Annotated in this window: 22 protein-coding genes; 11 read left to right on the top strand and 11 right to left on the bottom strand. The window is 62.1% G+C overall.

All coding sequences use genetic code 11. The features are described from left to right. Positions 1 to 21 precede the first annotated feature (21 nt). Complete coding sequence (locus I5961_RS24555; protein WP_227233610.1) at positions 22 to 1,362, top strand: DEAD/DEAH box helicase; 1,341 nt, start codon at positions 22 to 24, stop codon at positions 1,360 to 1,362. Positions 1,363 to 1,400: 38 nt separating this feature from the next. Here I5961_RS24555 and I5961_RS24550 read toward each other — a convergent pair whose 3' ends face one another. Both I5961_RS24550 and I5961_RS24545 read right to left on the bottom strand, forming a co-directional pair. After that, the gene (locus tag I5961_RS24550) at positions 1,401 to 2,642 is read right to left on the bottom strand and encodes a TIGR03862 family flavoprotein (protein ID WP_227233609.1); all 1,242 of its coding nucleotides are present in this window, start codon (positions 2,640 to 2,642) and stop codon (positions 1,401 to 1,403) included. 280 nt (positions 2,643 to 2,922) lie between these two features. Then, positions 2,923 to 3,843: a histone deacetylase gene (locus tag I5961_RS24545; protein ID WP_227233608.1), complete on the bottom strand. Its 921-nt coding sequence runs from the start codon at positions 3,841 to 3,843 to the stop codon at positions 2,923 to 2,925. An 82-nt stretch (positions 3,844 to 3,925) separates the two neighbouring features. Here I5961_RS24545 and I5961_RS24540 point away from each other — a divergent pair, with 82 nt between their 5' ends. The 3 genes from I5961_RS24540 (at position 3,926) to I5961_RS24530 (ending at position 6,064) form a co-directional block, all read left to right on the top strand. After that, positions 3,926 to 4,495, top strand: coding sequence for a GNAT family N-acetyltransferase (locus I5961_RS24540; protein WP_227233607.1), 570 nt, complete (start codon positions 3,926 to 3,928; stop codon positions 4,493 to 4,495). Between the two features lie 109 nt (positions 4,496 to 4,604). Beyond that, complete coding sequence (tesB, locus tag I5961_RS24535) at positions 4,605 to 5,474, top strand: acyl-CoA thioesterase II (protein WP_039771793.1); 870 nt, start codon at positions 4,605 to 4,607, stop codon at positions 5,472 to 5,474. Then, positions 5,471 to 6,064: an HAD family hydrolase gene (locus I5961_RS24530; RefSeq protein ID WP_085697573.1), complete on the top strand. Its 594-nt coding sequence runs from the start codon at positions 5,471 to 5,473 to the stop codon at positions 6,062 to 6,064. The genes tesB and I5961_RS24530 overlap by 4 nt, the downstream gene beginning before the upstream one ends. 70 nt (positions 6,065 to 6,134) lie before the next feature. Here I5961_RS24530 and I5961_RS24525 read toward each other — a convergent pair whose 3' ends face one another. The 3 genes from I5961_RS24525 to I5961_RS24515 all read right to left on the bottom strand — a co-directional run bounded on the left by I5961_RS24525 (position 6,135) and on the right by I5961_RS24515 (position 9,857). Next, positions 6,135 to 7,088: an alpha/beta hydrolase gene (locus I5961_RS24525; RefSeq protein WP_227233606.1), complete on the bottom strand. Its 954-nt coding sequence runs from the start codon at positions 7,086 to 7,088 to the stop codon at positions 6,135 to 6,137. Next, the gene (locus I5961_RS24520) at positions 7,089 to 7,976 is read right to left on the bottom strand and encodes a neutral zinc metallopeptidase (protein WP_085697571.1); all 888 of its coding nucleotides are present in this window, start codon (positions 7,974 to 7,976) and stop codon (positions 7,089 to 7,091) included. Positions 7,977 to 8,159: 183 nt separating this feature from the next. After that, positions 8,160 to 9,857 (bottom strand): FAD-dependent oxidoreductase, encoded by a 1,698-nt coding sequence (locus I5961_RS24515; protein ID WP_227233605.1) that lies wholly within the window; start codon positions 9,855 to 9,857, stop codon positions 8,160 to 8,162. Positions 9,858 to 10,034: 177 nt separating this feature from the next. On the opposite strand from I5961_RS24515, the gene I5961_RS24510 reads away from it, so the two are divergent. From I5961_RS24510 to I5961_RS24500, 3 genes are all read left to right on the top strand, one after another. After that, positions 10,035 to 10,811: an IclR family transcriptional regulator gene (locus I5961_RS24510; protein WP_085697569.1), complete on the top strand. Its 777-nt coding sequence runs from the start codon at positions 10,035 to 10,037 to the stop codon at positions 10,809 to 10,811. Positions 10,812 to 10,992: 181 nt separating this feature from the next. Further along, on the top strand, positions 10,993 to 11,808 hold the full coding sequence (locus I5961_RS24505) for a sugar phosphate isomerase/epimerase family protein (protein ID WP_085703137.1): 816 nt from the start codon (positions 10,993 to 10,995) through the stop codon (positions 11,806 to 11,808). A gap of 66 nt (positions 11,809 to 11,874) precedes the next feature. Then, entirely contained in the window at positions 11,875 to 12,753 is an 879-nt protein-coding gene (locus tag I5961_RS24500) for a DMT family transporter (RefSeq protein ID WP_085703138.1), read from the top strand. 109 nt (positions 12,754 to 12,862) lie between these two features. Here the strand turns inward: I5961_RS24500 and I5961_RS24495 are convergent, their stop codons facing one another. After that, on the bottom strand, positions 12,863 to 14,200 hold the full coding sequence (locus I5961_RS24495; RefSeq protein WP_227233604.1) for an MFS transporter: 1,338 nt from the start codon (positions 14,198 to 14,200) through the stop codon (positions 12,863 to 12,865). Between the two features lie 273 nt (positions 14,201 to 14,473). Here I5961_RS24495 and quiC point away from each other — a divergent pair, with 273 nt between their 5' ends. Both quiC and I5961_RS24485 read left to right on the top strand, forming a co-directional pair. Further along, positions 14,474 to 16,375, top strand: coding sequence for a 3-dehydroshikimate dehydratase QuiC (gene quiC / locus I5961_RS24490; RefSeq protein ID WP_227233603.1), 1,902 nt, complete (start codon positions 14,474 to 14,476; stop codon positions 16,373 to 16,375). A 102-nt stretch (positions 16,376 to 16,477) separates the two neighbouring features. Then, positions 16,478 to 17,155: a TetR family transcriptional regulator gene (locus I5961_RS24485; protein WP_085703140.1), complete on the top strand. Its 678-nt coding sequence runs from the start codon at positions 16,478 to 16,480 to the stop codon at positions 17,153 to 17,155. A 117-nt stretch (positions 17,156 to 17,272) separates the two neighbouring features. On the opposite strand, the gene I5961_RS24480 is transcribed toward I5961_RS24485, so the two are convergent. The 3 genes from I5961_RS24480 to I5961_RS24470 all read right to left on the bottom strand — a co-directional run bounded on the left by I5961_RS24480 (position 17,273) and on the right by I5961_RS24470 (position 19,624). Continuing rightward, complete coding sequence (locus I5961_RS24480; protein ID WP_227233602.1) at positions 17,273 to 18,127, bottom strand: shikimate dehydrogenase; 855 nt, start codon at positions 18,125 to 18,127, stop codon at positions 17,273 to 17,275. Beyond that, positions 18,124 to 18,573 (bottom strand): type II 3-dehydroquinate dehydratase, encoded by a 450-nt coding sequence (aroQ, locus tag I5961_RS24475; RefSeq protein WP_064382130.1) that lies wholly within the window; start codon positions 18,571 to 18,573, stop codon positions 18,124 to 18,126. Before aroQ ends, I5961_RS24480 begins: the two co-directional genes overlap by 4 nt. A gap of 139 nt (positions 18,574 to 18,712) precedes the next feature. Further along, positions 18,713 to 19,624 (bottom strand): LysR family transcriptional regulator, encoded by a 912-nt coding sequence (locus I5961_RS24470; protein WP_085703142.1) that lies wholly within the window; start codon positions 19,622 to 19,624, stop codon positions 18,713 to 18,715. Between the two features lie 202 nt (positions 19,625 to 19,826). Here I5961_RS24470 and I5961_RS24465 point away from each other — a divergent pair, with 202 nt between their 5' ends. Both I5961_RS24465 and I5961_RS24460 read left to right on the top strand, forming a co-directional pair. After that, positions 19,827 to 20,255: a DUF4160 domain-containing protein gene (locus I5961_RS24465; protein WP_227233601.1), complete on the top strand. Its 429-nt coding sequence runs from the start codon at positions 19,827 to 19,829 to the stop codon at positions 20,253 to 20,255. Beyond that, on the top strand, positions 20,252 to 20,698 hold the full coding sequence (locus I5961_RS24460; protein WP_085697561.1) for a hypothetical protein: 447 nt from the start codon (positions 20,252 to 20,254) through the stop codon (positions 20,696 to 20,698). Before I5961_RS24465 ends, I5961_RS24460 begins: the two co-directional genes overlap by 4 nt. Positions 20,699 to 20,753: 55 nt before the next feature. Here I5961_RS24460 and trmA read toward each other — a convergent pair whose 3' ends face one another. Beyond that, entirely contained in the window at positions 20,754 to 21,833 is a 1,080-nt protein-coding gene (gene trmA, locus I5961_RS24455) for a tRNA (uridine(54)-C5)-methyltransferase TrmA (RefSeq protein ID WP_227233599.1), read from the bottom strand. Beyond that, the gene (locus tag I5961_RS24450) at positions 21,830 to 23,125 is read right to left on the bottom strand and encodes an NCS2 family permease (protein WP_085697559.1); all 1,296 of its coding nucleotides are present in this window, start codon (positions 23,123 to 23,125) and stop codon (positions 21,830 to 21,832) included. The genes trmA and I5961_RS24450 overlap by 4 nt, the downstream gene beginning before the upstream one ends. Positions 23,126 to 23,277 lie beyond the last annotated feature (152 nt).

The following is a 23,277-nucleotide window of genomic DNA, read 5'->3' as shown; positions in this document are numbered from 1 at the left end:
GATTTTTCCTACGGTACTCCCATGACTTTCGCCACCCTTGGCCTGATCGAACCCTTGCTGCGCTCCCTCGAGAAGCTCGGCTACCAGACCCCGACGCCGGTGCAGGCGCAGGCCATACCGGCCGTGCTGGCGGGTCGTGACCTGATGGCCGCGGCCCAGACCGGCACCGGCAAGACCGCCGGTTTTGCCTTGCCGCTGCTGCAACTGCTGGCGATGGAAGGGCCGAAAGTCACCGCCAATTCGGTGCGTGCGCTGATTCTGGTGCCGACCCGCGAGCTGGCCGAACAAGTCCACGAAGCCGTGCGCCAGTACGCTGAAAACCTGCCGCTGCGCACGTACGCGGTGTACGGCGGCGTCAGCATCAACCCGCAGATGATGAAGCTGCGCGGCGGCGTCGATCTGCTGGTCGCGACCCCGGGCCGTCTGCTCGACCTGTTCCGCCAGAACGCGCTGAAGTTCAATCAGCTGCAAACCCTGGTGCTGGACGAAGCCGACCGCATGCTCGACCTGGGCTTTTCCGAAGAGCTGGCGAACATTTACCGCGCGTTGCCGAAAAAACGTCAGACGCTGCTGTTCTCCGCGACCTTCTCCGATGACATCCGCCTGCTGGCCGGGCAGATGCTCAACGATCCGCTGAGCATCGAAGTCAGCCCGCGCAACGTGGCCGCCAATACCGTCAAGCAGTGGATTGTCACGGTGGACAAGAAGCGCAAGCCGGAACTGTTCGTGCACCTGATGCGCAAGAACAAGTGGAAGCAGGTGCTGGTGTTCGCCAAGACTCGCAACGGTGTGGATGCGTTGGTCGAAAAACTTCAAGGTCTGGGCGTTAACGCCGACGGCATCCACGGTGACAAGCCGCAGGCGACCCGGCAGCGGGCGCTGGACCGTTTCAAACTGAGCGAAGTGCAGATTCTGGTGGCCACCGACGTGGCGGCCCGTGGTCTGGATATCGAAGACCTGCCATTGGTGGTCAACTTCGATCTGCCGATCGTTGCCGAGGATTACATTCACCGTATCGGCCGCACTGGCCGCGCGGGTTCGACTGGTCAGGCGATCTCGCTGGTGTGTGCCGATGAAGTGAACATGTTGTCGGCGATCGAGATGCTGACCCGCAGTACATTGAAGCGTGAGGTCGAGCCGGATTTCGTGCCCGAGCACCGTGTGCCGGACACCGATGCCAGTGGTCAGGTGATCAAGAAGCCGAAGAAACCGAAAAAGCCGAAAGCTTCCGGTGGTGGCGGTGGCAAGCGCAATCTGGGCAAGTGGGTGGACAGCGGCGAGACTCAGGCGCCGGAGCCTTCGATCAAGCCTGTGCGCAAGGTGCCGGTGTTCAACACCGGGCCGCGCAAGCGTAAGCCTTAAGCGTCAGATCGGATCGTTCCCGCGCCATGCGGGAACGATCAGTTACGCTGTTTCAACCAGTCCAGCATTCCAGCTCCGGCCGCCCGGCCACTGGCAAAACACGCCGTCAGCAGATACCCCCCAGTCGGCGCTTCCCAATCCAGCATTTCCCCCGCACAAAACACCCCCGGCAACGCCTTGAGCATCAAGCGCTCATCCATTGCCTCGAATGTCACGCCACCGGCACTGCTGATCGCCTCGTCCAGCGGTCGGGTTTTCACCAGCATCAGCGGCAACGCCTTGATCGCCCTGGCTAACAGCGCCGGATCGGCAAACGTCGCAGCATCAGTGAGCTCGCGCAACAACGCCGCTTTCACCCCATCAATTCCGACCTGACTATGCAGATGCTTGGCCATCGAGCGCGAACCCCGCGGTTTGCTCAACGCCGCCTGCAATTTATCCACAGGCCGGCCGGGCAGCAGGTCGATGTGAACAGTCGCTGCTCCGTGCACATTGATCGCTTCACGAATCGGTGCCGACAGCGCATAGATCAGACTGCCTTCGATGCCGGTCGCGGTAATCACGCATTCGCCAAGGCGAGGAACATCATCGTTCAAACCAATGGCGATATTTTTCAGCGGTGCGCCGGCGAATTTGCTGACCATCAATTCGCTCCAGGCCTGCACCTCGAAGCCACAATTGCTTGGCTGCAATGGCGCCAGTCCTACGCCGCGTTGCTCCAGCGCCAGCATCCACGCGCCGTCGGAGCCCAGTCGCGACCAACTGCCGCCGCCGAGAGCGAGCAGGGTGGCGTCGGGGGTGAGGGTTTTCTCGCCTTCCGGGCTGTCGATGCGTAACGCGCCGTTTTCATCCCAGCCGAGCCAGCGGTGGCGGGTGTGGATAACCACGCCGCTGTCGCGCAGGCGCTTGAGCCAGGCGCGCAGCAGCGGCGCGGCTTTCATGTCGGTGGGGAACACCCGGCCGGAGCTGCCGATGAAGGTTTCGATGCCCAGCTCCTGAATCCACCGGCACAGTGCGTCGGCGTCGAAGGCGCGCAGCAGCGGGGCGATGTTCGGGGCACGTTCGGCGTAGCGCGAGAGGAACGCCGGGTAGGTTTCGGAATGGGTGATGTTCATGCCGCCAACCCCGGCCAGCAGGAACTTGCGGCCCACCGAGGGCATGCCGTCGTACAGATCGACGCGGACTCCGGCCTGGCTCAGCACTTCGGCGGCCATCAGGCCGGCGGGACCACCGCCGATGATGGCGACGTGAGCGGGATAGGTGGCGTGAATCTGGGTCATGGCGTGCGCTGCGGTCTGACGAAATATGGCGCGCATTCTAACAGCGCAGAAACCGGGTGGGAGCGAGCTTGCTCGCGAAAGCGGTGAGTCATTCAGTTAAATGTTGAATGTACTGACGCCATCGCGAGCAAGCTCGCTCCCACAGGGATTTGTGATGATCGAAAGGCCTGATCAAAAAACAACCAGCGCGCTGCAGGCCATGTTCAGCTTGGGCTGTAGTCCCTTTCGCTCAGGTTATCCACAGGCCGTTCCACAGCCATTGTGGGTAACGCAGCACAACTCAATGACAACCCGATGACTGCCAGACGCGCTGCGCACTGTGATGCAGGATGCCGTGGCGGCGGGCCAGGGCGTGGCGATCCTTGCTGTAACCGCCGCCGATCACTCCGACCACCGGGATGTCGCGGCCCAGGCAATGGCGCATCACGCTTTCATCGCGGGCGGCAACGCCTTCGTCGGTCAGTTGCAGGTAACCGAGGGCGTCGTCCTTGTGCACGTCGACGCCGGCGTCATACAGCACCAGATCCGGTTGATACAGCGGCAGCAGGTAGTTGAGCGCATCGTCGACCACTTTCAGGTAATCGGCGTCGCCCATGCCGTTGGGCAGCGGAATGTCCCAGTCGCTTTCGGCCTTGCGTGCAGGAAAGTTCTTTTCGCAATGCAGGGAAACGGTGATCGCTTCCGGGGTGTCGTGCAGAATCCGCGCAGTGCCGTCGCCCTGATGCACGTCGCAGTCGAAGATCAGCACCCGGTTCACCCGGCCGCTTTGCAGCAGGTAGTGGCTGATGATCGCCAGGTCATTGAAGATGCAGAAGCCGGCGGGGTAGTCGTAATGGGCGTGATGGGTGCCGCCGGCCAGATGACAGGCCAGACCATGTTCCAGCGCTTTCTCAGCCGCCAGAATCGAACCGCCGACGGCCCGCACCGTGCGTCGGGCCAGGGCTTCGTTCCATGGCAGGCCGAGGCGCCGCTGGTCCTCGCGAGACAACTCGCCGCTCATGTAGCGTTCGATATAACCGCGGTCATGAGCCAGGGCGAGAATGTCGACCGGGCACAGTTCAGGGCGCAGCAGGTCTTCATCGCGGGTGAGGCCGCTGGCCACCAGGTGATCGCGCAGCAGGCGGAACTTGTCCATGGGGAAGCGGTGATCCGCCGGAAATTCCGGGCTGTAGTCTTCGTGGTAGATCAGCGGCAACGGCATGGTGGACTATTCATAGAGGCTGCAGGAAAGAGTGCAAAGCCTAACAGCGATGTAGACTGGCGGCATCAAGCGGAGGGGCAGGATGGAACCGATACTGGAGCTGGAAAGCGCAAGGCTGTTGATGCGCCAATGGCAGGACGAGGATTTGCCGGCGTTTGCGGCGATGTGCGCCGACCCGCAGGTGATGCGCTACTTCCCCGCGCCCTTGAGCCGGCTGGAAAGCGCCGCGCTGATCGGTCGGGTGCGCGGGCATTTTGCCGAGCACGGTTATGGCCTGTGGGCGCTGCAGCGCAAGGACAGCGGCGAGTTCATCGGTTTTACCGGGCTCGGCGTGGTCGGCTTCGATGCGCCGTTCACCCCGGCGGTGGAAATCGGCTGGCGCCTGGCCAAGGAACACTGGGGCCTGGGTTATGCCAGCGAAGCGGCCTGGACCGCTCTGCGTTGCGGCTTTGACCGGGTGGCGCTGGATGAAGTGGTGTCGTTCACCAGCGAGACCAATCTGCCGTCGCAGAAAGTCATGCAGGCGATCGGCATGCACCACGCCCCGCAGGATGATTTCGACCACCCGCGTCTCGCGGACGGTCACCCGTTACGGCGGCATGTGTTGTACCGCATCACGAGGGAGCAGTGGCTGGAAACCTTGCATGGATAAGCAGGCGCGGACGTTTACAATGGCCGGCACCCTGAGGGGCCGGGCCAGAACCTGAATCCCCCGCCGCAGCCAAGACTGCGCGGCATTGCTTTGTGTGAGGAGAGTCTGAATGAGCCAAGTGTTGGAAGATCTGGTGGATCTGCTGACCCTCGAACCGATCGAGGAAAATCTGTTCCGTGGTCGCAGCCAGGATCTGGGCTTTCGCCAGTTGTTCGGCGGCCAGGTGCTCGGCCAGTCGCTGTCGGCGGCCAGTCAGACCGTTGAAGAAGCGCGTCATGTGCATTCGATGCACGGTTATTTCCTGCGTCCGGGCGATGCCAAGTTGCCGGTGGTCTACTCGGTTGACCGCGTGCGTGACGGCGGCAGTTTCAGCACCCGCCGGGTGACCGCGATCCAGAAGGGCCACCCGATTTTCACCTGCAGCGCGTCGTTCCAGTACGACGAAGAAGGCTTTGAACACCAGAGCCAGATGCCGCAAGTGGTCGGCCCGGAAAACCTGCCGTCGGAGCTGGAACTGACCCAGCAACGCGCGCACCTGATCCCGGAGCACATGCGCGAAAAGCTGCTGTGCCCGAAACCGATCGAAGTGCGCCCGGTCACCGAAAAAGATCCGTACAACCCGCAACCGGCGGATCCGATCAAATACGTGTGGTTCCGTGCCGACGGCGCATTGGCCGACATCCCGGCGCTGCACAAATATTTGCTGGCTTATGCCTCGGACTTCGGTCTGCTGACCACCTCGATGTTGCCCCACGGCAAATCGGTCTGGCAGAAAGACATGCAGGTCGCCAGCCTCGACCACGCGCTGTGGTTCCACAATGACCTGCGTGCCGATGACTGGTTGCTCTACGCCATGGACAGCCCGTGGGCCGGCAACTCTCGCGGGTTCTCCCGTGGCAGCGTGTTCAACCGCGCCGGGCAACTCGTAGCGTCGGTGACCCAGGAAGGCCTGATCCGTCATCGCAAGGACTGGGCATGAATCTGGCGGATGTGCGGCACTGGGTGTTCGACATGGACGGCACCCTGACCGTCGCCGTGCACGACTTCGCGGCGATCCGCGTGGCGCTTTCGATCCCGCCGGAGGACGACATCCTCACCCACCTCGCGGCGCTGCCCGCCGAGGAAGCGGCGGCGAAACATGCTTGGCTGCTCGAGCATGAGCGCGATCTGGCGCTCGGCTCGACCCCGGCAGACGGTGCGGTGGAACTGGTGCGCGACCTGCACGCGCGCGGTTATCGTCTCGGCGTCCTGACCCGCAATGCGCGGGAGCTGGCCCATGTGACGCTGGAGGCCATCGGCCTGGCCGACTGCTTCGCGGTGGAGGATGTGCTCGGCCGCGATGAAGCACAGCCAAAACCGCATCCCGAGGGCCTGCTGAAACTGGCCGATGCCTGGCAAGTGTCGGCGAGCGAGATGGTGATGGTCGGTGATTACCGGTTTGATCTTGATTGCGGCCGGGCGGCGGGCACCCACACGGTGCTGGTGAACCTGCCGGACAATCCGTGGCCGGAGTTGACGGACTGGCATGCGAAGGATTGTGTCGAGTTGCGGCGGATGTTGTTCGCTTGATTCATGGATTGTCGGAGCGGGCCCCATCGCTGGCTTGCCGGCGATGGGGCCAGATCAAGCCACACCAGACTTATTGCTCGAATAGGGCTTTCTGGCCTTCCGGCGAGGTCAGCATGCCGTTGCCGTCATGCCCGACGCCGGGCACTTCGATCAGGCGCTGATTGACCCCTTCAGGGTGACGACGCAGCAAGTAACCGAAAAACAGCTTGCCGCGCTCCAGTCGATAAGCCCCCTGGGCTTTGGCGGCGCAGCTCTTGTCCAGCGCCGGGTGTTGCGGGTCGGTGTCCTGCTGGCCCAGCAGATAAATCACCTCGCGTTTGACGTAACGGCCTTCAAGCTGCGCGGGCGTTTGCCCACCCGAATAGATCGGCGGATCCATCAGACCGTACTTCCAGCGGTTGAAACCCGGACACTTCGCATGATCGAAGGCCACCGGGCGCTGCTCATTGAAGTAGGCGTACGACGACGGGTTGGCCACCACGTAACGCAAGCGAATGCCTTCGGTCTTCAGCGCCGGTTGTTCCTGGGCCAGCAGTGCATAACGCTGCACCACCTGCGCGCCACCGGAATGACCGAAGATCACGATCTGCTTCACGTCCGGAAACTGCTTGCGATCGCTCAGCCGCCCGACGATTTCGTCCAGTGCAGCGTAGGAGCTCAGCGGTTTCGGCGCTGTGGATAATCCGCCGCCCATCCAGTCGTTGCCTTGCCAGCGCAGCACGCTGGCGGGTAACGAGTAGAGCGACACATCGCTTTCGTTGAGAAACTGCGGGGCGATTACCAGGGTGTTGGCGGTTTGCCCGGCCAGTTCCGCCGCGATTTCACCGCTTTTGCGATAGGTCTCGGCGTTGCGCAGACGGCCATGAATGACGATCAGCACGCGCTCGATTTTGGCCGGCGCCGGGCCGATGCTCACCGCCATTTCGCCGGCCTGCAATTGCAGGCGCCCGGGACTGATTGCGTCGACGCCGGCCGCCTGGGCGGTGCCGCCGATGAACAGTAAAGCCAACAGCCATTTATGCATTTACAGGTTTTTCGCCGCAAAGGTATCGCACTGGCCGACCTGGCCCTGGGCGAATCCGGTTTTGAACCAGCGCACCCTTTGCGCCGACGTACCGTGAGTAAACGAGTCCGGCACCACACGGCCCTGACCCTGTTGTTGCAGGCGATCATCACCGATGGCGTTCGCCGCGTTCAAGGCCTCTTCGATGTCGCCCGGTTCCAGCCAGTTCAAACGCTTTTGAGCGTTGTAGGCCCAGACTCCGGCCAGGCAATCGGCCTGCAATTCCTGACGGACCAGCAGACCGCCGTCACCTTCCATCTGCCGACCTTGCTGGCGGGCTGTCTGAATTTTTGCCGAGACGCCGAGAAGCGTCTGCACATGGTGTCCGACTTCGTGAGCGATCACGTAGGCCTGGGCGAAGTCGCCGGCGGCCTTGAAGCGCTGGGCCATCTCCTGGAAGAACGTCATGTCCAGATAGACCTTCTGGTCCGCCGGGCAATAGAACGGGCCAGTGGCCGAGGTCGCCAGACCACAGGCGGAATTGACCCGGTTGCTGAACAGCACCAGAGTCGGGTCCTTATATTGCCGGCCAGCCTGCTGGAAGATCGCGCCCCAGGTGTCTTCGGTGTCGCCGAGGATCGAGCGCACGAATTCGGCCTGTTCATCGTTGGCCGGCGGTGCCTGACGGGTTTGCGAAGTGGGGGCCGATTGTTCGGTCATCTGCCCGGTGAGCTGGCCGAGGATCTGCAGCGGGTCTTGCCCGGTGATCCAGCCGATACCGACGATCAGCAGAATCGCCCCGAGGCTCAGCCCCTTGCCACCGCCGAAGCGCATGCCGCCGCCACCGCCCATGTCATCGCCACGGGCATCGACGACGTTGTCACTGCGTCGGCCTTTTTTCCATAGCATGTGGGAATCCTCTGTCTGATCGTGGTGATGAGTGTTGCTGGTGTGTGAGTGTGGCGCCAGTCCGGTCGTCCGTCTATTCGCACACACGCACAAAGGCCCGGCCTCGAGGTGACGAGGTCGGGCCTGTTATTGACGAGCGCGGGCGCCGGGAATTCAATTCGCCGGCGGTTTTCTTTCGCCGGGTCAGGTGCCCGCCATGTGCCGGGCTGCGACGTAACCGAAAGTCAGGGCCGGGCCGAGGTTGATCCCGCCCGCCGGGTAGTGCCCGCCCATGATGCTGGCCATGTCGCCACCCGCCGCGTAAAGCCCCGCGATAGGCAGGTCATTGGCGTCGAGCACTTGCGCGTGCGGATTGACCTTGAGCCCGGCGAAGGTGCCGAAGCAGCCCGGCTGCACCTTCACCGCGTAGAACGGGCCTTGTTCGATAGGCGCCACGCACGGGTTGGGTTTTTGCGCCGGGTCGCCCTGTTTGCGGTTGTACGGGGTCGAACCGCGACCGAACAGCGGATCTTCGCCGTGACGGGCATGGTGGTTGTAGTCATGGAGAGTGGCGCGTAAACCGTTCGGATCAATGCCGCATGCACCAGCCAATTCCTCAAGGGTATTTCCGGTTTTCAGATAGCCGCTGCGGATAAAGCCTGACACCGGAACCGGAAACGGCCGAGACATGCCGAGCCCGTAGCGACGCTGGAAGGCGCGGGTGCAGATCAACCAGGACGCAACCTCTTCACCTTCGGGGGCGGCGGCGACCATGGCGCTGACATAGTCGTAATAGCCGTTGGCTTCGTTGACGAAGCGCTGGCCGTTGCGCAGTACGCCGATGATCCCCGGTTTGCCGCGTTCGATGATGTGTGGGAAATGGCCGATGCTGCCGTCGGAATGCGGCACTTGCGAGACGGGCGCCCAGGCCACTGGTGAGGCCACATCGGTGTTGACCCGGCCTCCGACGGTTTCACCCAGTCGCAGGCCATCGCCATTGACTGCCAGCGGAGGCAACGCCCAATGTTCATGGCCGGTGGGCGTGCGGGGAAACAGCGCTTTGCGCCGCTCGACGTCATTGGCAAATCCGCCCGCGGCGAGCACCACGGCTTTGCGGGTATGGACATTGACCGGGCCTTTTGCGGTGTTCACACGAGCGCCGGTGATGCGTGATTCGTCGCGCAGCAGTTCGGTTACCGGCGCCGATTCCCACAGCAGTACGCCGAGGTCTTCGGCGGATTTCGCCAGCCGCGCCACCAGCGCCACGCCGTTGACCAGTTGCATCGCCCGGCCGTGCAGCGCCAGGTCCAGCAGATGGCGGGTGAAGCGTCGGGTCACGTGCCAGGCCGCCGACAACGAGCGAGTCAGATTGAGAAACGCCGACAGATCCGCCCCCGCCATGATCGGCATGCCCATGAACGAAGTTTCGCGCATCGTTGTACGAAGACGCTTGAGCAGGCGTCCGGCCTTTCGTCCGTCATAGGGTGCCGCAATTACCGAACGTCCACCGGTACCGGCGCCCGGAGTTTCGCCGTGGATGTCGGCGATGGCGTTGCCGTCGGCGAATTGCAGCGCGGTGTGCTGTTCGAAGAACGCCACCATGCGTGGGCCGGCTTCAAGGAAGGCGTCGATCATGGCCGGGTCGTAGTGCTCGCCGAGTTCGTGGCGTAGGTAAGTGCGCGGCAATTCCACGTCTTCCACGATCCCGGCGCGCCGGGCCAGCGGATTGCACGGCACCCACGCCCAGCCGCCAGACCATGCGGTGGCGCCGCCGAACACCGGATCCTTTTCCACCACGATGACCTTCAAGCCATGCCAGGCGGCGGTCACGGCAGCTGACAAACCGGCGGCGCCGGAGCCAACCACCAGAACGTCGCAGTCGATATCGGGAAGGGCAGGCATCAGGAAAGGCTCCAGTAATCAATTATTTTTAGAATCAGGTTCCAGAAAATAACCAGCGCGGGCGAAGCAGATCAACCGACTGACGCGCAAAGTGGGCGGTTATCGGACTCCGGGCTCCAGATTTCGCATTCCTCGGGATGTCTTCTAGAATCGGCGAAATTTCACCGAGAGCGCACCATGGCCGGCAGTCAAATCGAACGGGTTTTCAGCGTGCTGGAAAGCCTTACCAGTGATCCGCGCGGGTTGCCGATGCAGGCACTGGCCGATCAACTGGATATTCCGAAGAGCGCGACGCACCGCCTGCTCGCCGAGCTGATCCGTCTGGGTTACGTGCGGCAGAACCCGGAGACGTTGCGTTATCACCTGTCGACCAAACTGGTTGCGATGGGCTTTCAGTACCTGTCCAGCAGTGGGGCCGACATTGTGCAGCCAGTGCTCGATCGCCTGGCTCAGGAAACCGGTGAACTGGTGCGCCTGGGGGTGATCGACGGCGAGCGCCAGACCTGGATCGCCAAGGCCCAGGGCGCCCGTATCGGCCTGCGTTACGACCCGGACATGGGCCGCGATGCGCCGCTGTTTTACACCGCGTCGGGCCATGCATGGCTGGCGTGCATGAGCGACGCCGAAGCGTTGTCGCTGGTCGAGCGCCAGGGTGCGGAGGTGCCGGCGGATATCGGGCCCAATGCGCCGCGCTCCAATATTGAACTGCTCGAACGCCTGCGCGTCGCCCGGGAACAGGGCTATGCGTGTGTAGAGGAAAGTTCGGCGGTGGGCACTTCGGCGATTGCCGCCGTGGTGAAACACCCCGCCGATGGCCGGGTGATTGGCGTGCTCAGTATCGCCGGGCCGAGCGCACGGATGCCGGGGGCGCGGCTGCATGAACTGGCGCCGCTGTTGCTGACGTTTACCGAGGAGCTGTCGGCGGCCAGCCTGGCGTCGGAGTTGTTCGTTTAAACAAAGTTGTGCGCTGTTCGCCCACTTTTCAGTCGGGCGGGTGGGAGAATCTGGAACCGGGTTCTAAATTGTTGCGGGAGTGACTTTTCCCACAATAATCACAAGAGGATCTCCCCTTGAACCCGCCCCTTCGAATCGGCATTCGCTCCGCTACGTCACCCGGATTGGCCGAGGCGCGGCCATGAGCGAGCGAATTCTGTCCCTGGCCAGCCTGACCGTGCTGGAGCTCTCGCCACCCGAGATGGTCGAGGTCGCCGCCCGTGCCGGGTACAGCCATGTCGGTCTGCGTCTGGAGCCGGCGACGCCAGAGGAATATCACTTTGCGCTGGTAGCCGACGGCGATTTGCGGCGTCAGACGCTGGCGCGTTTGCGTGACACCGGAATTGGCGTGCTCGACGTGGAAATCCTGCGTTTGAAACCGCAGACAGTGGTCGCGGATTTCGAGAAGCTGCTCAGCGTCGGCGCGGAGTTCGGTGCCAGCGAGTTGCTGGTCGCCGGCAACGATCCCGACGAACAACGGCTCACCGATCATTTTGCGGCACTCTGCGATCTGGCGGCGCCGTACGGTTTGCATCCGCATCTGGAGTTCATGCCCTGGACCGATACGCGCAATCTCGAACAGGCGTTGCGCATCGTCGACAATGCCGGGCGCGAAAATGGGGCGGTGCTGATCGATGCGTTTCACTTCGACCGTTCCGGATCGCGGCTGGAAGATCTGGCCGGTGTGCCGGTCTCGCGGCTGCGCTATGCACAGTTGTGCGATGTGGCCGGGCCGAGGCCGACGGACATGGCCGAGATCTTGCGTCAGGCCCGCCATGAACGACGGTTTCCCGGCGAGGGCGATTGTGACTTGATCGGCTTGTTGCACAGTCTTGCGGCTAACCTTCCCCTGAGCCTGGAAATTCCCACGGTCAAATTGCTGGAGCAAGGCGTGAGTGGTTTGCAGCGGGCGCAAATGGCAATCGACCGGACGCGGGAATTGTTGGCCCGGCTTTAAGTCTGCTTCAAGGGGCGAGGGCAACTGCGTCCTCGTCACCGTTTATTTTTTATTCAGAGAGAGCCAATGACCGTCAGCACTCCGCTTTCCGGTGTCAACCAACCCTTCAAGGGGATCTTGCTGATTGTCGTGGCAACCTTCCTGTTCTCCAGCCACGACGCGCTGTCGAAATACCTTTCGGGTTTTTATCCGATCGTCATGGTGGTGTGGGCGCGGTATCTGGTGCACACGCTGCTGATGGCGGGAATTTTCCTGCCGCAGTCCGGGCTGCGTGTGCTGCGCACCAAACGCCCGTTATGGCAGTTGGCGCGGGCGTTGTGCCTGTTGGGCACCAGCCTGTTTTTCACCACGGCGTTGCTGTACATCCCGCTGGCCGAGGCTACGGCAGTCAACTTTCTTGCGCCGGTGCTGGTGACGGCGCTGTCGGTACCGCTGCTCAAGGAAAGGGTGACGGGCGGTCAGTGGATCGCGGTGGTGTGCGGGTTCATCGGTGTGCTGATCATCGTCCATCCGGGCGGTGACTTGTTTACTCCGGCGATTCTCTTGCCGTTCTGTTCGGCGCTGTTTTTCTGCTTCTATCAGTTGCTCACCCGCAAACTCTCGGAAGTCGACAGCCCGACCACCAGTAATTTTTTCGCCGGGTTGTGCAACACGCTGGTGATGAGTGCGCTGGTGCCGTTCTTCTGGCAGGTGCCAAGCCTGGGGCACGGATTGTTGATGCTGGCGCTGGGCAGTTGCGGGATGACCGCACACCTGTTTCTGACCCAGGCGTTCCGCCATGCCGCGCCGGCGCTGCTGGCACCGTTCGGTTATTGCCAGATCGTGTTCGCGGGGTTGTTGGGCTGGTTGCTGTTTGCGCACACGCCGACCCTGATGACGGTGATCGGGATTGCGGTGATCTGTTGCAGCGGACTGGCGGCAGCGTGGCAGCAGAGCCGGCGCTGAAAAACACTGTGGGAGTGAGCTTGCTCACGAAGGCGGTGTGTCATTCAACGTCAGTGCTGAATGTCAGTCCGCATTCGCGAGCAAGCTCGCTCCCACAAGGAAGGGCAGGTTACTCGGTAACGGTAGGAATCTTGCGCGGTGCCACGAAGTACATCCAGGTCAGGGCAATGAAGTACATCGCCGGGATCAGGGTGAACAACACGGTGTAGTTGTTGTTGGTGACGGTCAGGATGTGGCCGACGATCTGGGTCATGAACATCCCGCCGATCGCCGCGCACATGCCGCCGAAACCGAAGACCGTGCTCATCATGTGCTTGGGCGTGTAGTCCATCACCAGGCTCCAGATGTTGGCAGTCCAGGCCTGATGCGCGCCGATGGCCAGGGAGATGGCGGCGACGGCGATCCACAGGTTGGCGGATCCGGCAGCCATCACCACGCCGATGATGCAGCAGGCGAACAGGAACATCGACAGCAGCCGCGCCTTGATCGAGTTCATGCCGCGACCGATCAGGAACGAAGACAGAATCCCGCCGCCCACGCTGCCGAAGTCGGCTGTCACGTAGATGATGATCAGCGGAATGCCCATCTGGGTGACGTTGATGCCCAGGTTGTATTGCTGATTGAGAAACGGCGGCAGCCAGTACAGGTAGAACCAGAACACCGGCGCGGTCAGCGCGTAGGCGAGGGCGAAGGCCCAGGTGCCGCGCATGCGCAGGATTCGCGAGAACGGTACGCGGGCCTGTTCCGGTTCGACTTCTTTCTGAATGTAGTCCAGCTCCGACTGCTTCACGCTCGGGTGATCTTCCGGATTGAAATACTTCAGGCCCCAGAACAGCAGCCAGATCCCGCCCAGTGCCGACATGCACAGGAATGCGGCCTGCCAGCCCCACACGCGAAGGATCAGTGGCAGCAGCATCGGGGTAAACATCGCGCCGACGTTGGTGCCGGCGTTGAAGATGCCGGTGGCCACGGCGCGCTCGCCGGCCGGGAACCACAGGCGCGTGGTCTTCACACAGGCCGGGTAGTTGGCCGCTTCGGTCAGGCCGAGGATGAACCGGCAGACCATGAAGCCCACCGCCGAGGTCGCCAGACCATGGGCGCCGGTGGCCAGGCTCCAGAGCAGCACCGCGCAGAAGAACACGCGTTTGACGCCGACCCGGTCGATCAGCCGTCCCTGCAGCACGAAGCCGATCGCGTAGCCGACCTGAAACCAGAAGTTGATGTTGGCGTAGTCCATCGCCGTCCAGCTCATTTCCTTGGCGAGGATCGGCTGCATGACGCCGAGGGCGGCGCGGTCGATGTAGTTCAGGGTGGTGGCGAAAAACACCAGCGCCAGCATGCCCCAACGGGTCTTGCCGACGGCCATGGCGCCGCGGATCTTGTCGCCGATGCCACCCGTGGCAGTGCTCATGGCCGGAGCCATGCGGGAAGTCTGTGAAGGAATCATGTGTTCCACCCGTTTTTGGATTTGTTATTTGGTGTGCTTTTGTTGTGCACGCTGCGACCGGTGGTTCAGTTCCGGACTCAAGGTGAGACGGATGTTGGGCAGTGGACGAAAAATCGTCAATTCGCCAAACCGGCATTGTGTTCGATAATCGCACGCAAAACTAACCGGGTAGTACAGTTTAAATTGCTCAATGAAAAACCGGGACCAATAATTCGCTCACTCTATAAAAGCGGCGCAATTTCCGTAGCCGACGTCTCCACCGGGAGTTGAAACATGCAGCGATCCATTGCCACCGTCTCCTTGAGCGGAACCCTGCCGGAAAAGCTCGAAGCCATTGCCGCCGCCGGGTTCGACGGGGTGGAGATTTTCGAGAACGATCTTCTGTATTACGACGGCAGTCCCCGGGAAATCCGGCAGATGTGCGCCGACCTTGGAATCGCCATCACCCTGTTCCAGCCGTTCCGCGATTTCGAAGGCTGCCGCCGCGATCGTCTGGAGCGCAATCTGGAGCGGGCCGAGCGCAAGTTCGACCTGATGCAGGAACTGGGCACCGACCTGGTGCTGGTCTGCAGCAATGCCTCCCCCGACAGTATCGGCGATCAACAGATCCTCATCGACGACCTGCGTCTGCTGGCCGAGCGCGCCGGCGCTCGTGGTCTGCGCATCGGTTATGAAGCGCTGGCCTGGGGCCGTCATGTGAACACTTATCAACAGGTCTGGGACATCGTGCGTCAGGCTGATCATCCGGCCCTCGGCGTGTTGCTCGACAGCTTCCACACACTGTCGCTCAAGGGCGATCCACGGGCGATTGCCGAGATTCCCGGCAACAAGATTTTCTTCGTGCAAATGGCCGACGCGCCGATCCTGGCGATGGACGTACTGGAGTGGAGCCGGCATTTCCGCTGCTTTCCGGGGCAGGGCGAGTTTGATCTGCCGGGCTTCCTCGCACCCATCATCCAGAGCGGCTACACCGGGCCGCTGTCGCTGGAAATCTTCAACGACGGCTTCCGTGCCGCGCCGCCTCGGGCCAACGCGGCCGACGGTCTGCGTTCGCTGCTGTACCTGGAGGAGAAAACCCGCCAGCGTCTGGAGCAGGAAATCCGTCCTGTGGATAACCGCGACATCCTCTTCGAAACGCCGAAGGCCAGCGAATACAACGGCATCGAGTTTCTGGAGTTCGCCGTCGACGAAGCCCTCGGCGCCAAGCTGTCGAACTGGCTGGAACGGCTGGGTTTCGTCAAGGCCGGCCAGCATCGCTCCAAGAGCGTCAGCCTGTTGCGTCAGGGCGATATCAACCTGATCCTCAACTCCGAACCCTATTCGTTCGGCCACAGTTTTTTCGAGGCTCACGGCCCGTCGCTGTGCGCCACTGCCGTGCGGGTCAAGGACAGCGCCAGCGCGCTGGCCCGCGCTGTCGCCTATAAAGGTCAGCCATATCGCGGACTGGTCGGCCCCAACGAGCTGGAACTGGCGGCGGTGCGTGCGCCGGACGGCAGCCTGATTTATCTGGTGGATCAGGAGGCGGATGTCTATGGCACCGACTTCAATCTGCTGCCGGATGCAGTGGCGCGTGGCGGCCTCAAGCGCATCGATCACATGGCCATGGCGCTGCCTGCAGACAGCCTCGACAGTTGGGTGCTGTTCTACAAGAGCCTGCTGGATTTCGAGGCCGATGACGAAGTGGTGCTGCCGGATCCGTACGGGCTGGTGAAGAGTCGCGCGCTGCGCAGCCGCGACAGTTCGATCCGTCTGCCGCTGAACATTTCCGAGAACCGCAACACGGCGATCTCACACGCGCTGTCGAGTTATCGCGGCTCCGGGGTGCATCACATCGCCTTCGATTGCGACGATATCTTCGCCGAAGTCAGCCGGGCGAAAGAGGCGGGGGTGCCGCTGCTGGACATCCCGCTGAACTATTACGACGACCTCGCGGCGCGTTTCGATTTCGATGACGAATTCCTCAGCGAGCTGGCGTACTACAACGTGCTGTATGACCGCGACGCTCAGGGTGGCGAGTTGTTTCACGTCTATACCGAGCCGTTCGAAGGGCGCTTCTTCTTCGAGATCATCCAGCGCAAGAACGGTTATGCCGGTTACGGCGCGGCCAACGTTGCGGTGCGGTTGGCGGCGATGGCCAAATCACGCAGTGGCGCAGTTCGCCAGGCGAAGTTGTAGGAAATTCGTAAACGCGGGATTAAACCCGGGTCGCGCGGCTTCCTTCACTGTGCCGCGCGGCCCATAATCGCCAGCCTGTGCAGTGATGGCCGTGAGCCCGCAATGACAATGACTTCAGAACTTTCCGCAGCCCCCGTTTCATCAGCGGTAGAGCCGCGCAAGAGTCGCAAGAACAACCCGGAAAAAACCCGCGAGAACATCCTCCAGGAGGCGATCGTCGAGTTCGTCCAGCAGGGGCTGTCCGGTGCTCGCGTGGACGCGATCGCCGAGCGCATCCACACCTCCAAACGCATGATCTATTACTACTTCGGCAGCAAGGAGCAGTTGTATGTCGAGGTGCTGGAGAAGCTCTACGGCGATATCCGCAACACCGAAAACCGCCTGCACCTGGCCGAGCTGCAGCCGGTGGAGGCGATCCGGCGCCTGGTGGAATTCACCTTCGATCACCACGATCGCAACGTCGATTTCGTGCGGATCGTCAGCATCGAAAACATCCACAACGCCGAGTACGTGAAGCGTTCCGACGCAATCAAGGCGATGAACAACACCATCCTCGATTCCCTGGGCGAGATTCTGCGCCGTGGTGCTGAAGAAGGGGTTTTCCGCGCCGGGCTCGACGCGCTGGACGTGCATCTGTTGATCAGTTCGTTCTGCTTCTATCGCGTGTCGAACCGTCACACGTTCGGTGAGATCTTTCAGATCGACCTGCCGGACGAAAGCATCAAGCAGCGTCATCGCGAGATGATTTGCGAATCGGTACTGCGCTACTTGCAGGCGTGACGGCGCCCTTTGTGGGAGCGAGCTTGCTCGCGAAAGCGGTGTGTCAGACAGCACATTTATTGGCTGACGGTAAGCGTTCGCGAGCAAGCTCGCTCCCACAGGGAGCAGAGGTGCGATTCAACCTTTCATGCTTTGAAAATGCGCGAGCATCCGTTGCGCATCCGGCACCCTGCCGCTGAACAACTCAAACGCCTTCACTGCCTGAAACACCGCCATGTTGCCGCCATCCAGGGTTCGGCAACCCAGGGCGCGGGCGTTGCGCAGCAGTTCGGTTTCCAGCGGGAAATACACGATCTCCGCTACCCACAACTCGGGTCGCAACAATGCCGCCGGCACGGGCATGCCGGGTAATTTGGCCATGCCCATCGGCGTGGTGTTTACCAGGCCGTCGGCCCGACTCAACGTGCTCGCCAGATCATGTCCGGCCACGGCTCGACCGGCACCCAAATGCTGGTTGAGGTTGTCGGCCAGACATTCGGCGCGCTCCATGTCCACATCAAAAATGCTCAGTTGCTGTACGCCTTCGCTCAACAAGGCGTGGGCCACTGCCGCGCCTGCGCCACCAGCGCCCATCTGGACTACACGTTCGCGGGCGACGTCTGGCAGGCCGCGACGAAAACCTTCGGCGAAACCCAGGCAATCGGTGTTGTGGCCGACGCGCTTGCCGTCCTTCAGCACCACCGTGTTCACGGCACCGATGCCTCGGGCTTCCGGGGACAATTCATCGAGCAGCGGGATGATTGCCTGCTTGCAAGGGAAGGTGATGTTCAGCCCGGTGTAGTTCATCCGCTCGGCGGCCAGCAGCAGGTCGGGCAGGGCGTTGCTGTCCAGTTGCAGTTGATCGAGATCGATCAGCCGGTACAGGTAACGCAGGCCCTGTTCGTCGCCCTCATGCTCATGCAGGGCCGGGGTGCGGGAGGCCTGGATGCCGGCGCCGATCAGTCCGGCGAGTATCACGTTGTTGCGATTCATGCGGATCGCCCCTTCAGCCGCTGGCTGAAATGTTCCAGGGCCAGGCGATAGCCGTGGCTGCCGAAGCCGCACATCACCGCCGTGGCGATGGCCGAGACGAACGAGTGATGACGGAACGGCTCGCGGGCGTGGACGTTGGACAGGTGCACTTCGATCACCGGCAATTCGCTGGCAACCAGGGCGTCGCGGATCGCGACCGAAGTGTGTGTCCAGGCGGCCGGGTTGATGACGATGCCGGCGCAGCGCTGGCGGGCGCCGTGAATCCAGTCGAGCAGTTCGCCTTCGTGGTTGGTCTGGCGAAACTCCACGGCCAGGCCGAACTCTTCAGCGGCGCGCCCGCACAGGGCTGAGATATCGGCCAGGGTTTCGTGACCGTAGGTCGCCGGTTCACGGGTGCCGAGCAGGTTCAGGTTCGGGCCGTTGAGCACCAGAACGATAGGGGGCATGAGGCAAACTCCACTTATTGTTTTTGGCTTGGGCCGAGTTTTCGACCTGTGGAGTTAAATTGTACTAGATGGTTACTTTAATCAATTGCTCTGCATCGACAGCCCGGTTTTGTGTGCGGTGATCGCACACAGGCGAGATTCAGTTCGGCAACTGCTCGACCAGAAAATCGATGAAAGCCCTGACACGCAGCGGCATGTGGCGATTCTGCGGGTACAGCAAGGTGAATGGTCGCGAGCGTCCGCTGTAGGGTTTGAGCACTTCAATCAGCGAGCCGTCGGCCAGTTCCTTTTCGACGATAAAGCGATAGGTCTGGAACAACCCGGCACCGTGCCTGGCCAGGGTCACGCCACCGAGCACATCGTCCGAGCAGCAGAAATTGCCCTCGGCGAGGATTTCCCGTGGCGCGTCTTCGTCGTAAAACAGCCAGGTGATCCGCCGCCCGCTACTGGGCAGTTCGTACTGGATGCATTCGTGCTGTTCAAGGTCTTCGAGGGTCTGCGGCGTGCCGGCACGTTTCAGGTAGTCGGGGCTGGCGACCATCACCAGCGCCGCGTCTTCCAGATGGCGGGCGATCAGGCCTGAGTCCGGAATCGCTCGCACACGGATCGCCATGTCGTAACCCTCGCCGACGAAGTCGATGTTGCGATTGCTGATGTGCATGTCGACTTTCACCTGCGGGAATCGCGCACGAAAGGCAGGCAGCAGCGGCAGGATCCGGTGATGGGCGTAGGTCGTAGGAATACTGATACGCAGGGTGCCGGACGGTTCCTGCTGTCGGCCCATGACTTCCCGTTGCGCCTCCACCAGTTGCGCCAGCGCCTGACGGCATTCTTCGTAATAGCGCCGGCCGCTGTCGGTCAGTTTTACGCTGCGGGTGGTGCGCGCGAACAACCGCACGCCCAGGCGTTCTTCCATGCGTGATACCGAGCGGCTCACCGCTGCCGGCGTCACCGAAGCCGCCTGCGCCGCACCGGTGAAACTGCCGCACTCGGCGGCCAGGCAAAACAACTCGATGCTGCCCAGCTGAAGATCGTCGAAGTGTCGCTGCATGATTGATTACACCGGGGAATGAGTCTTCGTATGTAGCAAATACGCGGTCGCTGCGAAAGAACTGCTTACCATTTTGCGCGGGGCTTTTGCGGCTCCCGCACTAGGCTCGAAAGGTAGCGGCTGCCGCAGGCCTGGGCGCCGGTGGTCGGATTTGCCAGGGAATGGCAAGTGTTGAAACTTTTAAACCTAACGGATGGGTAGCATGAAGGTATGCAGTTACAAAGGACTGTCAGTGGTGATCATGTTGCATGACGAACATTGTCCGCCCCACGCACATGTGGATGCGGGCGCCTGGAGCGCCCGCTTCAAATTCAGTTTCTGGCACAACGGCGTTGAACTGTGGGATGTGGTGCCGTTGTCGCATCGACCGCCGGTCAGCCTGCTTGAAGGGCTGCGCCAGTCGCTGCGTGAAACCGATCATCTGCGGCGGGCGCGCTGGATCTGGTGGACTCGATTGCGCACCGCCTGCCTCGACAATCAGTGGTGGGACGGGCAGTCGAATCAGGTGGCGGTGCTGCGGGAGGTCACCAGCACGAGTTTCAGGATCGGATCGGCGCATTACGAGGCTGAGGTCAACAAAACCCTGTTGGCCCTGGTCGGCGCCAACGAAGGAGTGGAAATAGAATTATGAAAACAGTCAAAGCCACGCTGCACGCGGATCGGCCCGTCACCGAAAAACGTCTGGACGAAGCGGTCGACCGTGGTGGCGTGCGCCGACGCAGCAGCCTGCAAGCCGTGTCGGTGGCCTTTGAGAAACCGTGTCTGGTGATTCGCTTCGAGGACGACAGTGGCGTGCTGCTGCCAGTGAATCTCTACCGTGAGTTCGATGATTTCGAACCCGAAGACTTCAGCGGGTTGAACGTAGGCTTCGCCGGCACCGCCCTTTGCCACGACGGCAAGGACCTGCAGGTTTCCATCGCCGGCATGATCTCCGCCAGTCAGCCATTGATGGCCATGGCCGCTTCGGTGATCGCCTCCCGTAATGGCCGCCAGAGCAGCACCGCGAAAGCTGAAGCCGCACGGGCCAACGGCAGGAAGGGCGGGCGCCCGCGCAAGATCGATCCGGTGCCGTGAGCAGGTACAAAAAAGCCGTCGATGAGGACGGCTTTCTCGTATCTGGCACCTGCGATCAACGCCGGGTCAGCAGCACACCGGATTCCATGTGGTGAGTCCACGGGAACTGGTCGAACAGCGCGCAGCGAGTGATGCGGTGCGTGTCGTGCAACTGGGCGATGTTGGCCGCCAGGGTCTCCGGGTTGCAGGAAATGTACAGGATGTTGTCGAAGCGACGGGTCAGCTCGCAGGTGTCCGGATCCATGCCGGCCCGTGGCGGGTCGACGAACACGCTGCCGAACTCGTAGCTTTTCAGGTCGATGCCGTGCAGGCGACGGAACGGACGAACTTCGTTCAGGGCTTCGGTCAGCTCTTCGGCGGACAGGCGCACCAGCGTAACGTTGTCCACAGCGTTTTCAGCCAGGTTGCTCAACGCAGCGTTGACCGAGGTCTTGCTGATTTCGGTGGCCAGCACTTTGCGCACGCGTGTTGCCAGCGGCAGTGTGAAGTTGCCGTTGCCGCAATACAGCTCCAGCAGATCGTCGCTGCGATCGCCCAGTGCTTCATATGCCCAGTTGAGCATTTTCTGATTCACGGTGCCGTTGGGCTGGGTGAACGCACCTTCCGGCTGGCGATAGCTGAAGGTGCGACCGCCGACGTCGAGTTTCTCGACCACGTAATCGAGGCCGAGCACTTCGCGCTTGCCCTTGGAGCGACCGATGATGCTGACGCCCAGGTCCGCCGAGAGCTTGGTGGCCGCCGCGTGCCAGTGTTCGTCCAGTGGACGGTGGTAGCACAGGGTGATCATCGCGTCGCCGGCCAGGGTGGTCAGAAACTCCACCTGAAACAGCTTGTGGCTCAGCGCTGCACTGGCCTGCCAGGCCGCTTTCAATTGCGGCATCAACTGGTTGATGCGCAGGCTGGCGATCGGGAACTCTTCGATGAGGATCGGCGTGCGTTTGTCGTCCTGGGAAAACATCGCGTAATGCCGCTCACCGCCCTCGCGCCACAGGCGGAATTCGGCGCGCAGGCGGAAGTTCTGCAGCGGCGAATCGAACACCGTTGGCTCCGGCGCATCGAACGGGGCCAGCAGGTCACGCAGGCGCGTGACCTTGTCTTCGAGTTGTGCGGCGTAGGCCTGGGAATCAAAAGTCATGCGTTGAACCAACCCAGCTTGATCACGAACAGAATCGACAGGATCACCAGCGCCGGGTTCAGCTCACGGGCGCGGCCGGACAGCAGTTTGATCGCAGTCCAGGCGATGAAGCCGAAGGCGATGCCGTTGGCGATGGAATAGGTGAAAGGCATCGCCAGGGCGGTGACCACGACTGGCGCGGCGACGGTGATGTCTTCCCAGTCTATTTCCGCCAGGCCCGAAGTCATCAGCACGGCGACGAACAGCAGCGCCGGCGCGGTGGCAAACGCCGGTACGCTGGCGGCCAGTGGCGAGAAGAACAGCGCCAGCAGGAACAGTATCGCGACGACGATGGCGGTCAGGCCGGTGCGGCCGCCGGCACTCACGCCCGCAGCGGATTCGATGTAGCTGGTGGTGGTCGAGGTGCCCAGCAGCGAGCCGGCCATCGCAGCGGTACTGTCGGCGATCAGCGCACGGCCCATTTTCGGCATGTGGCCGTCCTTGCCCATCAGGCCGGCACGCTTGGCGACACCGATCAGGGTGCCGGAGTTGTCGAACAGGTCGACAAACAGGAAGGCGAAAATCACGCTGACCAGACCGATGTCCAGCGCACCCTTGATGTCCAGTTGCAGGAACGTCGGGGCCAGCGAAGGTGGCATCGAAGTCACGCCGCCGAACGGGGTGAAGCCCATTACGATCGAGACGATGGTCACCACCAGAATGCCGATCAGCACCGCGCCGCGCACTTTCAGCGCTTCAAGGGCAACGATCAGGGCAAAACCGAGGGTGGCGAGGATCGGGGCCGGTTGTTTCAGGTCACCGAGGCCGACCATGGTCGCCGGGTTGCCGACCACGATGCCGGCGTTGTGCAGGGCGATCAGCGCCAGGAACAGGCCGATACCGGCGGCAATCGCCGAACGTAGCGGCAGCGGAATGCTGTTGATGATCCATTCACGGATGCGGAAGATCGACAGCAGGAAGAAGCACACGGCCGAAATGAACACCGCGCCCAGCGCCACTTGCCAGGTATGGCCCATGTGCAGCACGACGGTGTAGGTAAAGAAGGCGTTCAGACCCATGCCTGGCGCAAGGGCGATCGGGTAGTTGGCGATCAGGCCCATGACCGTGGAGCCGATGGCGGCTGCCAGACACGTGGCGACGAACACCGCGCCTTTGTCCATGCCGGTCTCGCCGAGGATGCTCGGGTTGACGAACAGAATGTAGGCCATGGCCAGGAAGGTCGTGACGCCCGCCAGAATCTCGGTCCGCACGTTGGTGTTGTGTGCCTTGAGTTGAAACAGCCTTTCCAGCATGTCTGCTCCCCGTGGCGCGCGTGGCGCCGTGAATGTATCGACCTCAACAGCAAAGCACAGACCGTCGCAAGCGCCTGGAAAATTGTGGTGGGCCGGAAAAAGCCGCGCATCATACCAGCAGCGTGAGGAAGATGGCGGATGTTGGTGTCGAT

The organism is Pseudomonas sp. IAC-BECa141 (genome assembly GCF_020544405.1).
Taxonomy (GTDB): domain Bacteria; phylum Pseudomonadota; class Gammaproteobacteria; order Pseudomonadales; family Pseudomonadaceae; genus Aquipseudomonas.
The sequence above is the reverse complement of the archived record's forward strand: the minus strand, read 5'-3'. Positions and strand labels throughout refer to the sequence as shown.

Excerpts from the sequence above, each read along its gene's own strand:
- I5961_RS24480 (WP_227233602.1), bottom strand. The coding sequence starts at position 18,127 with ATGAATCGCAACAACGTGATACTCGCCGGACTGATCGGCGCCGGCATC.
- I5961_RS24505 (WP_085703137.1), top strand. The coding sequence starts at position 10,993 with ATGAGCGAGCGAATTCTGTCCCTGGCCAGCCTGACCGTGCTGGAGCTC.
- I5961_RS24550 (WP_227233609.1), bottom strand. The coding sequence starts at position 2,642 with ATGACCCAGATTCACGCCACCTATCCCGCTCACGTCGCCATCATCGGC.
- I5961_RS24520 (WP_085697571.1), bottom strand. The coding sequence starts at position 7,976 with ATGCTATGGAAAAAAGGCCGACGCAGTGACAACGTCGTCGATGCCCGT.
- I5961_RS24450 (WP_085697559.1), bottom strand. The coding sequence starts at position 23,125 with ATGCTGGAAAGGCTGTTTCAACTCAAGGCACACAACACCAACGTGCGG.
- trmA (WP_227233599.1), bottom strand. The coding sequence starts at position 21,833 with ATGACTTTTGATTCCCAGGCCTACGCCGCACAACTCGAAGACAAGGTC.
- I5961_RS24515 (WP_227233605.1), bottom strand. The coding sequence starts at position 9,857 with ATGCCTGCCCTTCCCGATATCGACTGCGACGTTCTGGTGGTTGGCTCC.
- I5961_RS24510 (WP_085697569.1), top strand. The coding sequence starts at position 10,035 with ATGGCCGGCAGTCAAATCGAACGGGTTTTCAGCGTGCTGGAAAGCCTT.
- I5961_RS24525 (WP_227233606.1), bottom strand. The coding sequence starts at position 7,088 with ATGCATAAATGGCTGTTGGCTTTACTGTTCATCGGCGGCACCGCCCAG.
- tesB (WP_039771793.1), top strand. The coding sequence starts at position 4,605 with ATGAGCCAAGTGTTGGAAGATCTGGTGGATCTGCTGACCCTCGAACCG.
- I5961_RS24500 (WP_085703138.1), top strand. The coding sequence starts at position 11,875 with ATGACCGTCAGCACTCCGCTTTCCGGTGTCAACCAACCCTTCAAGGGG.
- I5961_RS24555 (WP_227233610.1), top strand. The coding sequence starts at position 22 with ATGACTTTCGCCACCCTTGGCCTGATCGAACCCTTGCTGCGCTCCCTC.
- I5961_RS24470 (WP_085703142.1), bottom strand. The coding sequence starts at position 19,624 with ATGCAGCGACACTTCGACGATCTTCAGCTGGGCAGCATCGAGTTGTTT.
- I5961_RS24530 (WP_085697573.1), top strand. The coding sequence starts at position 5,471 with ATGAATCTGGCGGATGTGCGGCACTGGGTGTTCGACATGGACGGCACC.
- aroQ (WP_064382130.1), bottom strand. The coding sequence starts at position 18,573 with ATGCCCCCTATCGTTCTGGTGCTCAACGGCCCGAACCTGAACCTGCTC.
- I5961_RS24485 (WP_085703140.1), top strand. The coding sequence starts at position 16,478 with ATGACAATGACTTCAGAACTTTCCGCAGCCCCCGTTTCATCAGCGGTA.
- I5961_RS24495 (WP_227233604.1), bottom strand. The coding sequence starts at position 14,200 with ATGATTCCTTCACAGACTTCCCGCATGGCTCCGGCCATGAGCACTGCC.
- I5961_RS24465 (WP_227233601.1), top strand. The coding sequence starts at position 19,827 with ATGAAGGTATGCAGTTACAAAGGACTGTCAGTGGTGATCATGTTGCAT.
- quiC (WP_227233603.1), top strand. The coding sequence starts at position 14,474 with ATGCAGCGATCCATTGCCACCGTCTCCTTGAGCGGAACCCTGCCGGAA.
- I5961_RS24545 (WP_227233608.1), bottom strand. The coding sequence starts at position 3,843 with ATGCCGTTGCCGCTGATCTACCACGAAGACTACAGCCCGGAATTTCCG.
- I5961_RS24540 (WP_227233607.1), top strand. The coding sequence starts at position 3,926 with ATGGAACCGATACTGGAGCTGGAAAGCGCAAGGCTGTTGATGCGCCAA.
- I5961_RS24460 (WP_085697561.1), top strand. The coding sequence starts at position 20,252 with ATGAAAACAGTCAAAGCCACGCTGCACGCGGATCGGCCCGTCACCGAA.